Here is a 12,538-nt window from a genome sequence, read left to right on the forward strand (position 1 = left end):
CATATATTTCTTTGGAGTGGCTTGTCATGAGTAATGCAGAAGATTTGGTTGCTGAGATCGAAGCGCTGGGCGAAAAACTCACCCAGGCCAAAACATCGGTGACCAAGCGCTTTATCGGACAGGAGCGTGTGGTTGAGCTGACGCTGACTGCTCTGCTGTGTGGCGGCCATGGGTTGCTCATCGGACTGCCGGGGCTGGGCAAGACGCGACTAGTCGAAACGCTCTCGACGGTCATGGGGCTCAACGGCAATCGCGTGCAGTTCACGCCCGACCTGATGCCCGCGGATATTCTGGGCTCTGAAGTGCTTGATACCTCTGCAGACGGCAGTCGCGCCTTTCGCTTCATTCAGGGGCCGATCTTCTGTCAGCTTCTGATGGCTGATGAAATCAACCGCGCCAGCCCACGGACCCAATCCGCCCTGTTGCAGGCGATGCAGGAAAAAACCGTGACCGTTGCGGGCGAGGACCGCGCCCTGGGTATGCCTTTCCACGTGCTGGCCACGCAAAACCCGATTGAGCAGGAAGGCACCTACCCGCTGCCCGAAGCGCAGCTTGACCGGTTCCTCGTGCAGATCGACGTGGATTATCCCGACCGCGATACCGAGCGCGATATCCTGCTGGCCACCACCGGCGATACGGAAGCGGAATCGACCGAAGTCTTTACCGCCGCCGAACTGCTGGCAGCCCAACAGGTGCTGCGACGGATGCCCGTGGGCGACAGCGTGGTCGAGATGATCCTCGATCTGGTGCGCGCCTTCCGCCCCGAAGAAGACGGCGCTTCCGAGCGGGTGCGAGAGACCGTTGCCTGGGGTCCGGGACCGCGTGCCGCACAGGCCCTGATGATGACCGTCAGGGCGCGCGCGCTCCTGCAAGGGCGGCTCGCACCCTCGGCCGAAGATGTGCTGGACATGGCACGACCGGTTCTCAGCCACCGCATGGCGCTGAATTTTGCAGCCCGCGCGCGTGGCGACAGCCTCTCTGATCTGATTGACACCATCGCAAGCGATCTGGCCGGGGCGAAAGCAGCCGCGTGACACCGCTCAGCGCCTCTCAGGATATTTCCAGACCCACGGCCCTGCGCGCGGACGCCGAAGCGCAGGCGGCTTCCCTGCCGGCCCTTCTGGCGCGCGCCGATCATCTGGCGGGCGCTGTCCTTCTGGGCGATCACGGGCGGCGGCGCGCGGGCATGGGCGATGATTTCTGGCAGTACCGACCGGCGCAAACCGGCGACAGCAAGCGGCTGATCGACCACCGGCGCTCCGCCCGGGGTGACACCGAATTCGTGCGTGAACGCGAATGGCAGATCGCGCAATCGGTCATGCTCTGGGTCGATCAGGGGGCCTCCATGCGCTTTGCCAGCACCAAGGATCTGGCCCAAAAAGCCGACCGCGCGCGGCTGCTGGGTCTAGCCGTTGCGATCCTGCTGGTGCGGGGCGGTGAACGGGTTGGGCTGACAGGCACGGCTCTGCCCCCGCGACGCGGGAACGCCCAGATTCTGCGGCTGGCCGAAATGTTCACCACGGATGCCGCCGAAGACTATGCCCCCCCCGAACACCGCGCGATGATCCCCTCGGCCCGCGCGCTGTTCATCTCCGATTTCATGGGCGACGTGGCAGAGGTCAAACTGGCGCTGACCAAGGCCGCTGACAGGGGCGTACGGGGCGTGCTGATGCATGTGCTGGACCCATCCGAGGAGGCGTTTCCTTTTCGCGGGCGCACGATTTTCGAAAGCGTTGGCGGCTCTCTGAGCCATGAAACCCTGAAGGCCAATGACCTGCGCGACCGTTACCTTGACCGCCTCGCCGCGCGCAAATCCGAACTGCAAAAACTCTGTGCGCTGACCGGCTGGCAATACGGGCTGCATCACACGGATGCCTCGGCGCAATCCGCCCTGCTCTGGCTTTACAGAGCACTTGATACAGGGGGGATGCGATGACCGTTCTGGGCGGCATAGGCTTCACCTCACCCTGGTTGCTGTTGGCCCTGCTGACGCTACCGATCCTCTGGCTGATCCTGCGCGCCGTACCCCCTGCGCCCATTCGCAGGCGGTTTCCCGGTGTGGCCCTGCTTTTGGGGCTCACGGACGATGAAACCGTCTCTGACCGCACGCCCTGGTGGCTGTTGCTGCTGCGCATGCTGGCGATCGCGGCGATCATTCTGGGTCTGGCAGGGCCGGTTCTGAACCCCAGCGAAGATCAGGCGCAGGGCAATGGTCCCTTGCTGATCGTGCTGGATGGCAGTTGGGCCGGGGCGACGCGCTGGTCTGATCAGGAAGAGGCGATTGCAGCACAGCTGACCCGCGCCAGTCGGGCCGGGCGCACCGTCGCCTTCCTCGACATGGCGCGCCCGCAGCCCCCCGTTTTCCAGACCGCTGATGCCTGGCGCAGCCGCCTGCCGGGATTCCGACCAGCCCCGTGGCAACCCAGCGCGGCACATGCTGCTCAGGCGGTTTCCTTCGCGGCAGCGGAAGGCAATTTCGACACGCTCTGGTTCAGTGACGGGCTCGACTACCCCGGGCGCGAGGCGGCATTGGACGCCTTTGAGGCCAAAGGCAGGGTCGAGGTTTATCAGACCGCAGCAAATGTCCTGGCGCTCAGCCCCGCCGGGTTTGAGGATGGCGCGGTACAGCTTACGGCCATTCGTGCAGCCGCCGGGCCGGAACGTGAAGTGACGTTTCAGGCCAACGGACGCGATCCCGCTGGCAACGCAAGCATTCTGGCCACGGCCACGGCAAGTTTTGCACCGGGTGAGACAACCGCCAGCACTGCCCTGTCGATACCCTCCGAAATGCGCGCGCGGGTCACGCGTTTTGACCTGCAAGGCCAACGCTCGGCAGGGACAACAACCCTTGCGGATGACGGTCTGAGACGCCGGGAAGTCGCCCTGATCGCGGGAACAGAGAACCGCGAAGGCTTGCCGCTGCTCTCGCCGATGCACTACATTGAACAGGCGCTGTTGCCGACGGCGGACCTTATCCGCGGCGATCTGCGCGACGTGTTGCCCGCCAACCCCGATGTGATCGTTCTGGCGGATGTGGCCACGCTGGCCCCGGCCGAGGCCGAAGAGCTTGGGGCCTGGATCGACGAAGGCGGCATGCTCGTGCGCTTTGCTGGCCCGCGCATTGCCGCCAGCGATGTCAGTCGCATTGATGAGGACCCTATGATGCCCGTGCGGTTGCGTTCCGGCGGGCGCACGGTGGGCGGGGCAATGAGCTGGGGCGCGCCCAAGAAACTGGCACCCTTCCGCGAAACCTCTCCCTTCTTTGGTCTGCAAATTCCCGACGATGTGCAGATCACCAGTCAGGTCATGGCGCAACCCGACCCGACACTGGCGGCCCGCGTCATTGCCGAACTGACCGACGGCACGCCGCTGGTCACGCGCAAGACCCGCGAACAGGGGCAGATCGTGCTTTTCCACATCACGGCGACTGCGGATTGGTCGACCCTGCCGCTCTCCGGGTTGTTCGTGCAGATGCTCGAACGCCTCGCCGTCTCAACCTCGGCCACGCGCCCGGATGCGGTTCAGCTTGAGGGCACCACCTGGACGCCGGAACTGGTGATGGATGGGTTCGGCACGCTCAGTGATGCGGGAACCTTGCCCGGCGTGCCGGGACCAGACCTGCTGAACGCGCCGCCCGGTCCGGACATGCAACCCGGCATCTATGCTTCGGGTGACCGGCGATTGGCGCGCAATGTCATTGAGGCAGAAACAACGATCACCCCGGTGTCCTGGCCCGCGCGCATCCCCGTCAAGGGCTTCGCAGTGCCTCCGGAACAACCCGTTGCCGGATGGCTTCTGAGCCTCGCCATACTTCTGCTTCTGGCGGATGTCGTGGCCTCCCTGTCCCTGTCCGGACGGCTGCTTGGCAACGTCAACCGCGCCGCGATGGTGGCGCTGATGCTGGGGGTGCCTTTGACGCTCCCGGACCGGGCAAGCGCCCAGAGCGCCGAAGAAGATATCTTTGCACTTGATGCCACCGCCGAACTGACCCTGGCCTACGTCAAGACCGGTAACGACCGGGTGGATGAGATATCCCAAGCCGGGTTGCGCGGGCTGTCGGATACACTTTTTTTCCGTACCTCTGTCGAACCCGCAGCCCCCACTGGTGTGGATCTGGAAATGGATGAGTTGGCTTTCTTCCCGATCCTCTACTGGCCAATTACGCCAGATCAGCCGCGCCCGTCTTCCGAGGCTTACGTAAAGCTCAACGAATACCTGCGCTCCGGGGGGTTGATCCTGTTCGACACCCGTGACGCGGATATTGCGCGTTTTGGCGCATCCAGCCCCAATGGGCGCAAACTGCAGGATTTGGCCGCACCGCTCGACATTCCGCCACTGGAACCCCTGCCAGCCGATCATGTTCTGACCCGCACCTTCTATCTGCTTCAGGATTTTCCCGGACGCCACGCCAGCCGTGATGTCTGGGTCGAAGCAGCCCCGCCCGATGCCGAACAGGTTGAGGGCATGCCCTTCCGCAACCTCAACGACGGGGTCACGCCCGTGGTGATCGGCGGCAATGACTGGGCCGCCGCCTGGGCTGTGGCGTCGAACGGTGCGCCGCTGGTGCCCATCGGGCGGGGCTTTACCGGCGAAAGGCAACGCGAAATCGCCTTCCGCTTCGGCGTCAATCTGGTGATGCATGTGCTCACCGGCAACTATAAGTCCGATCAGGTGCATGTGCCTGCACTGCTCGACAGGTTGGGCCAATGACCGGCAGCATTGTCTTTGATCCGCTCATCCCCTGGCCGCTGCTGGTCATGGTAGGTGTCATTGCGGCCATCGGCGTGATGCTGGCCATTGTCCGGCGGCTGAACGGCTGGGCCCTGCGCGCGCTGGCGGCACTGGTGATCCTGGGTGCGCTGACCGGCCCCTCCTACCAGCAGGAGGACCGCGCGCCCCTGACCGACATCGTGATCCTGCTCGAAGATGAAAGCGCCAGCCAGCAACTCTCCGACCGCGCCGAACAGGTCGCCACTTCTGCTGATGCGCTGGCCGCCCGCATCGCCGCCCGACCCAACACCGAGGTGCGCCGCGTAACGGTTCCGGATGGCGAAGGCGACGCGGGCACCCAGCTCATGACCGCGCTCTCAAAGGCACTTGCCGAAGAACCCCGCGCACGGATCGCCGGTATTCTGGCGCTCAGCGATGGCCGCGTGCATGACGCCGACCTGCCGGTCGATCTGCCCGCGCCGATGCACCTGCTGATGACAGGCAAAGAAAGCGATTGGGATCGTCGCCTGAGCATCCGCAATGCCCCCGCCTTTGCCATCATTGGCGAACCTGTGACGCTCACGCTGCGCATCGAGGATATGGGCGCAGCCCCGCAAGGCAGCGGACTGGCACCTCTTGAAATCTCCGTCGATGGCGACCCGCCGCAACGTTTTGACGTGCCACTTGGGCAGGATATCGAACTGCCTGTAACCCTGCCGCATGGCGGGCGCAACGTGATCCAGTTCACGGTACCCATGGCCGAGGGTGAATTAACGGATCGCAACAACACGGCCCTCATCCAAATGAACGGGGTACGTGACCGCCTGCGTGTGCTGCTGGTCAGTGGCGAACCGCATCCAGGCGGTCGCACCTGGCGTAACCTGCTGAAATCAGACAGTTCCGTCGATCTGGTGCATTTCACCATTCTAAGACCCCCCGAAAAGCAGGACGGTGTGCCGGTCAATGAACTCTCGCTCATTGCTTTCCCGACCCGCGAGCTTTTTCTGGAAAAAATTACTGATTTCGACTTGATCATCTTTGACCGCTACAAGCGCCGTGGCATCCTGCCGGCGCTCTATCTGGACAATGTTGCAAACTACATTCAGCAGGGCGGCGCGGTTCTGGTGGCGGCGGGCGAGGATTTCGCCGGTGCCGACAGCATATTCCGCTCGCCGCTTGGCACGGTGCTACCAGCCGCACCCACTGCCCGCGTTCTTGAACAGCCTTATCTGCCGACGATCACCGACCTTGGCGCGCGTCATCCCGTGACAACCGATCTTCCGATGAACGGGGACTGGGGGCGCTGGTTGCGGCAGATCGATGTGACCGAAGCCAAAGGCAACGTTGTCATGTCAGGTGTGGGCGAACGCCCGCTCCTGGTGCTGGACCGGGTCGGCGAGGGGCGCGTTGCCTTGCTGGCATCAGATCACGCCTGGCTGTGGAACCGCGGATACGAAGGCGGCGGACCGCAACTGGAACTGCTGCGGCGTCTTGCGCATTGGATGATGAAGGAACCCGAGCTCGAAGAGGAATCACTGACTGCGGAGGCGACCGGGCAGACGATGCGCATCCGGCGGCGCACGCTTGAGGACAGCGTCCCCCCGCTGACCCTCACAGATCCCTCCGGCAATCAATCCGAATTGACCCTCGACGAGGTGAGCCCCGGTGTTTTTGAAGGTATGTTCGAAGGCCCCGAAATCGGCCTCTACCGGCTGGAGAATGGCGATCAGCTTGCAGTTATCGGCCTTGGCCCTGCCGCCCCGCGCGAATTTGAACAGACAATTGCAACCGCCGATATTCTAACCCCGGTACTGGCGGGATTGCGCGGCGGCACCACGCGCATCGAAGACGGGTTACCAAGGATTCGCAACGTCCGCGCAGGCCGCCCCGCTGCCGGGCGTGGATGGGTGGGCCTCACACCCCGCGATGCGTTTGAAACCCGGGACGTGCGGCAAACCAACCTGTTGCCGGGTTGGCTTGTCCTGCTGATGTCCGCTGCATTCATCACCGCGGCCTGGCTGCGCGAAGGCCGCAGATAACCAGCAGAATATCTGGCCAAATCCGTTGGTTTGGCATCGCCTGCTCACTTTCACCAACATGAATTAAACAGATATTCACGACATTTGTGAAAAACTGCCGCAATTGGAACGAAATTGCCGGTGATCGGATGAGTCTCGCCAACAAACTGGCTGAGGAACGACGTGGCAGATTGGCTGCTGAGCGCCTGCTTGAACTCAAGCAGGCAGAGCTTTTTGCTGCCAATCGCAAACTTGGCGCCCATGCCAAGGCCTTGTCGCATCAGATCGTCGAAACCCAGGCCGAAGTGGCCAACGTCCGCGATGAGAACCAGCGCGTCAAATCCGACCTTTCAGCGGCCCATGAAAAGATCGAGCTTGTCGAAAGGCGGCTGTGGCATTCGATTGAGACCATCAATGACGGTTTTGCCTTCTTCACGCCAGATCTGGAAATGATCATGGCAAACCGTTCATATCTTGCGGTTTTCGACAAGCTTGAGGAGATCAAACCCGGTGTCAGCTATGTCACCATCCTGCAGGTTCTGACAGACGAGGGGATCGTCAACACCGGGGACATGACGCCCGACGCCTGGCGTCAGATGATGATTGAACGGGTGCAATCCCCTGAGCCTGAACCGGTGGTCATCCGCCTGTGGAACGGCGAGTATATCAAGATCATCGACCAGCGTGGCCCGGACGGCGACATCATTTCGTTGGGTCTGAACATCACCGCCACCGTCAAATACGAAGAGAAGCTGAAAGCCGCCCGCGAAAGTGCCGAGATTGCCAACCGAGCGAAATCGGCCTTCCTCGCCAATATGAGCCATGAGATTCGCACGCCCATGAATGGTGTTGTCGGCATGGCGGATGTTCTGGTCGATACACCGCTGACCGAAGAGCAGCGGCTCTATGTCGATACCATCAAAAATTCGGGCGAAGCGCTGCTGGTGATCATCAACGACGTGCTCGATTACTCCAAGATCGAGGCGGAACGTCTCGATTTGCACCCTGAACCCTTTGATCTCGAACGATCTATTCTTGAAATCATCATGCTGTTGCAATCAACCGCAAGGGACAAGGGGCTGGACCTGCTTCTGGATTACGATTTGTTCCTGCCATCGCAGTTTGTGGGGGACCCCGGGCGGATACGTCAGATCCTGACCAATCTGATGGGCAATGCAGTCAAATTCACGCAAGAAGGTCACGTCACGGTAAAAGTGCGCGGTAAACCGGATGCCGAGGCCAAGAAAATGGCGCTCAGCGTGACCGTGGAAGATACCGGGATCGGCATTCCGGAAAATATGATCGACCATGTGTTCGGGGAATTCAATCAGGTCGAAAATGAACGAAATCGCCAGTTTGACGGCACCGGTCTGGGCCTCGCCATCACCAAACGTCTGATTAAGATGATGGGCGGGCGTATCTGGCTGACCTCCGAAGAAGGGGTCGGGTCCTGCTTTGGCTTTGAAATTTCCTTTGATGTGGCGGACGCAATGGAGGCCCAACACCCGACCCTGCCCCCGGCGCTGCGGCACGTGATGGTCATCGACGATTTTGAACCCAACCGGTTGATCATGGGCCGCCAGATCGAAGAGCTTGGTCTCAAGGTCACGCTTTGTGAGGACGCGGCCTGCGGGTTGGCGCTTTTGGACCGGACAGTTGATGTTGTGTTGGTGGATCATATCATGGCCGATATGAACGGTATTCAATTTGCTGAAACCGCGCGTCAGGCCGGGCATAAAATGCCCATTTTTCTGCTGAGTTCAAATGTCGGTCATGCCCATGCCGATCCGGCAAAAGGCGCGGTCGATGCGATTGCGCAAAAGCCTTATCCGCGGCATGAAATCCTGCAACGCCTGGCCGCCTTTGAGGCCAAAGCGGCCGAGCCGGAGGAGGACGCGCTCCCCAATCTTGAGATGCCGACATTCTCACATCGCAGGGCAAATGCCAGCGCCCCGCCGACGGACGCGCCCGATGCTGTGATCGAACCCGTGGTCGAAACGGAAAGCCCCGCCGAGATCGAAGAACCCGCTGTCGACGCCCCGCGTCAGATGCGCATTCTGGCCGCAGAAGACAACAAGACCAACCAGCTTGTTCTGCGTAAAATGCTCAAGGATTTCGACATAGACCTGAAGTTTGCCAACGACGGCATCGAAGCGGTCGAAGCCTACGACAGCTTTGAACCCGATCTGATCTTCATGGATATTTCCATGCCGCGAATGGATGGCAAGGAGGCCACCCAGACGATCCGCAAAAAAGAGGAAACCTCAGGTCGGCATGTGCCCATCATCGCGCTCACCGCCCATGCCATGCAGGGCGACAACAAGGAAATCCTCGCCGTCGGGCTCGATCACTATATGTCAAAACCTGTCCGCAAGGCAGAAATGCACGCGCATATCCTGGATTACTGCCCCGAAGTGGCGCTAAACCCGCGCCCCGATGTTCCCGATCAGGAAGCCGGGTAGGGCCGCACAAAGACGGGGCGGTCCGGTTGTGACAGTGCCGCGTCATAGCGGTAACCGCCGGTGGTGAAACCCAGCACCTCTTCCGGGTCGTCAAGCCGCTGCTGAATCACAAAACGCGCCATAGACCCGCGTGCCTTCTTGGCAAAGAAACTGACAATTTTCGGCCCTTTGCCATCCTCCTTGTCTTCCATAAAGCTCGGCGTAATGACCCGCAGTTTCAGCGCCTTGGGCGCAACTGCGCCAAAATATTCCTGACTGGCACAATTGATCAGAACGTCCGACCCCAGTGCCTCGGCCTGCGCGTTGAGCGCTTTGGAAAGCCCGTCACGCCAATAGTCATAAAGGGAGTTGCCGCGCCGCGTCTTCAGACGGCTGCCCATTTCCAGACGGTAGGGCTGGATCGCATCCAATGGCCGCAACAGCCCGTAGAGCCCTGACAGAATGCGCAGGTGATCCTGCGCCCAGGCCATTTCATCCGCATCAAGGCTCTGCGCCTCCAATCCCTGATAGGTGTCACCTGCAAAAGCCAGCGCTGCGGGCCGCGTGATCTGGGGTGCCGGGTCATCGGCAAAGGCGGCGAACCGGTCGCGGTTCAACCGGGCCAGATCATCGGAGAGATCCATCAGCCCCTTGAGCTTGCCAAGCGTCAGGTTGCGCGCCGTTTTGACCAGCCGCCGGGCATCTTCGTGAAACGCGGGCTCTGTCATCGTGACATCCCGCTCTGCCCAATCCAGCCGTTTGGCCGGTGAAATCACCACCAACATATTGTCATCCCCATTCTCATTTGCGCGGAGGGCAACGCCCCCTTGCTGCGCGACTTAGCTCGCCTCCCGCAGGACGTCCAGAAAGGCCGGGCCAAATCTTTGCGCCCGACGATCCCCTAACAGCCGTTGAAGGGCGGTGGAATCCGCATCACGCAATTGTGCCACCTTCGCCAGCAGAGAAGCCGAGCAACTCAGCGGTTTGTCTGTCCCTTCCGCGCCACGCGACAGATCGGCCTGAACGGCCAGCAACTGGTCATAGATTGAGCCAGCCTCACGCCCCGCCAGCTTGCGCCGCGTGGGATGCATATGGGTCACCTCGCCGCTGATCACTTCCAGAAATGCAGCACCGTAGCGTTCCAGCTTCTTGGCCCCCACGCCGGAAACCTGTGCCATCGCGTCCAGCGACTGCGGCCTGGTTTGCGCCATTTCGATCAGGGTGCGGTCATTGAAAATCACATAGGCCGGTACCTTGGCGGCTTCGGCAAAAGCCCGGCGTTTGGCCTTCAGCGCGGACAGAAGCGGCGCGTCTTCGTCAGAAACCATCGCCTTGACTGCAGGCCTGCGGTTGGAGGCCGCCGCGCGGATGCTGTCGCGCCGCAGCATGATCTGGGCTTCATCCCGCAGGATCGGCAAGGCGGCGTCGGTCATTCGAAGTGCACCATGGCGATCCGGATCGGGCCGCACCAGATCATACCCCATCATCTGACGGAAAATCGCCTGCCACTGGCGACGGTCGTATTCAGTACCCACGCCGTAAGTGGGCAAAGACTGATGGCCGCGTTGCCGGATCTTGTCTGTCTCGTTACCGATCAGAATGTCGATCAGATGGCCTGCACCAAACCACTCATCCGTGCGCAAAATGGCCGACAGGGCCTTGCGCACCGCGGTGGTTCCGTCAAAAACCTCCGCTGGCTGATCGCAAAGATCGCAATGACCACAGGTCACATCCCCTTCGCCAAAATATTCCAGCAGGGTTTTGCGGCGGCATGTCAGCGCTTCAGCCAGGCCCAAAAGCGCGTTCAGACGCCCGTGATCCGCCGCACGTCTTTCCGGCGGGGCGAGGCCCTCGTCAATCTGGGCGCGGCGCAGCCGGATGTCTTCGGGACCAAAAAGCGTAAGGGTTTCGGCAGGTGCCCCATCCCGACCGGCGCGCCCGATCTCCTGATAATAGGCCTCGATGGATTTCGGCAGATCCGCATGGGCCACCCAGCGAATGTCCGGCTTGTCGATGCCCATGCCAAACGCCACGGTCGCCACCACGATCAACCCGTCCTCGCGCTGAAATCGGGTCTCGGCGATGCGGCGGTCGTCAGCCTCCATGCCCCCATGGTAATGCATCACCGCATGGCCTGCCTCGCGCAGCGCCCCGGCAAGGCTTTCGGTCTTGGCGCGCGTGCCGCAATAGACGATGCCGGATTGCCCCTTGCGGGCAGCGGCAAACCCCAGGATTTGACGGCGCGGCCCGTCCTTGGCGGCAAACCCCAGATGAATATTGGGCCGGTCGAACCCTTGCAGGAATTCCCGGGGGGCCTGCCCGTCAAACAGCTTTTCGACAATCTCCACCCGCGTTTCGCGATCCGCCGTTGCCGTGAACGCGGCCAGCGGCACGTTCAATGCCTGCCGCAAGGCCCCGATCCGCAGGTAATCGGGGCGAAAATCATGGCCCCACTGGCTGACGCAATGGGCTTCATCCACGGCGATCAGCGACACGCCCACACGTTGCAGCAACCCAATGGCCGACCCGGCCGCCAAACGCTCCGGGGCCATATAAAGCAGTTTCAGCCTGCCCACCTCCAGCGCCTCAAAGACCGCATCGGTTTCTTCCGGCGTGTTGCCGGAGGTCAGCGCCCCGGCACTGACACCGGCTTCCTGCAAGGCGCGCACCTGATCGCGCATCAGGGCAATCAGGGGGGATATGACAACCGTTACCCCCTCGCGCAGCAGCGCAGGCAGTTGAAAACAAAGAGATTTCCCGCCCCCCGTGGGCATGATCGCAAGGGTGTTTTCACCAGCGCTCACCGCCTCGACAATCTCCGCCTGACCGGGGCGAAAATCATCAAAACCAAACACATCCTGCAACAGAGTGGCAGCGCCTGTCATCGGAAACCCTTATTGAAATCTGCTCTTTTGCCGCAGACTCCCACACTAAGGATTCGTGAACAAGCCTTCAGGCCTCGCCCAGGCCCAAAAAATCACCGCTCAGGGCAATTTGGCTAGAGAAAGAGCGCGTAGTTGTTGACCAGAACGATCCGCAGCACCGCCACCCCGATCAGAACCGCCAGGGGGGCCAGATCAATCCCGCCCATCGGGGGCAGAATGCGACGCACCGGGCCATAAAGCGGCTCCAGAATGCGGTTCAGGCTATACCAGATCTGCGCCACCAGTTGTTGACGGGTGTTGAGCACCTGAAAATTGATCAGCCAGCTCATGATCACATGGGCGATGATGAAAAACCACACCACGTTCAGCAGCAGCATCAGGATTTGGAACAGCGATTGCATCGGCAGACCTCTTTTTCCGTGTCGATGCTCAATTAAGCAAGGCCGCTCCAATAAGCAAGGCCGGTGCTGCTGCATGGTTGATG

General features: G+C 61.4%; 8 protein-coding genes. 5 read left to right on the top strand and 3 right to left on the bottom strand.

The window, feature by feature from the left end; translation table 11 throughout:
• Positions 1-26 precede the first annotated feature (26 nt).
• The 5 genes from ACOTTU_RS08875 to ACOTTU_RS08895 all read left to right on the top strand — a co-directional run bounded on the left by ACOTTU_RS08875 (position 27) and on the right by ACOTTU_RS08895 (position 9,190).
• Positions 27-1,034, top strand: coding sequence for an AAA family ATPase (locus ACOTTU_RS08875; RefSeq protein WP_425657428.1), 1,008 nt, complete (start codon positions 27-29; stop codon positions 1,032-1,034).
• Entirely contained in the window at positions 1,031-1,936 is a 906-nt protein-coding gene (locus ACOTTU_RS08880; RefSeq protein WP_425657430.1) for a DUF58 domain-containing protein, read from the top strand. Before ACOTTU_RS08875 ends, ACOTTU_RS08880 begins: the two co-directional genes overlap by 4 nt.
• The gene (locus tag ACOTTU_RS08885) at positions 1,933-4,710 is read left to right on the top strand and encodes a DUF4159 domain-containing protein (protein ID WP_425657432.1); all 2,778 of its coding nucleotides are present in this window, start codon (positions 1,933-1,935) and stop codon (positions 4,708-4,710) included. The genes ACOTTU_RS08880 and ACOTTU_RS08885 overlap by 4 nt, the downstream gene beginning before the upstream one ends.
• On the top strand, positions 4,707-6,749 hold the full coding sequence (locus tag ACOTTU_RS08890; protein WP_425657434.1) for a hypothetical protein: 2,043 nt from the start codon (positions 4,707-4,709) through the stop codon (positions 6,747-6,749). Before ACOTTU_RS08885 ends, ACOTTU_RS08890 begins: the two co-directional genes overlap by 4 nt.
• Before the next feature lie 128 nt (positions 6,750-6,877).
• Complete coding sequence (locus ACOTTU_RS08895) at positions 6,878-9,190, top strand: response regulator (protein WP_425657436.1); 2,313 nt, start codon at positions 6,878-6,880, stop codon at positions 9,188-9,190.
• On the opposite strand, the gene yaaA is transcribed toward ACOTTU_RS08895, so the two are convergent.
• The 3 genes from yaaA to ACOTTU_RS08910 form a co-directional block, all read right to left on the bottom strand.
• Entirely contained in the window at positions 9,175-9,954 is a 780-nt protein-coding gene (gene yaaA / locus ACOTTU_RS08900; RefSeq protein WP_425657438.1) for a peroxide stress protein YaaA, read from the bottom strand. The two genes, ACOTTU_RS08895 and yaaA, sit on opposite strands and share 16 nt — an antisense overlap.
• A gap of 54 nt (positions 9,955-10,008) precedes the next feature.
• Positions 10,009-12,054 (bottom strand): DNA helicase RecQ, encoded by a 2,046-nt coding sequence (gene recQ / locus ACOTTU_RS08905; protein WP_425657439.1) that lies wholly within the window; start codon positions 12,052-12,054, stop codon positions 10,009-10,011.
• 113 nt (positions 12,055-12,167) lie between these two features.
• Positions 12,168-12,455, bottom strand: coding sequence for a YggT family protein (locus ACOTTU_RS08910; protein ID WP_298915879.1), 288 nt, complete (start codon positions 12,453-12,455; stop codon positions 12,168-12,170).
• Positions 12,456-12,538 lie beyond the last annotated feature (83 nt).

It is taken from the genome of Roseobacter sp. EG26, from assembly GCF_049830555.1.
GTDB lineage: Bacteria > Pseudomonadota > Alphaproteobacteria > Rhodobacterales > Rhodobacteraceae > Roseobacter.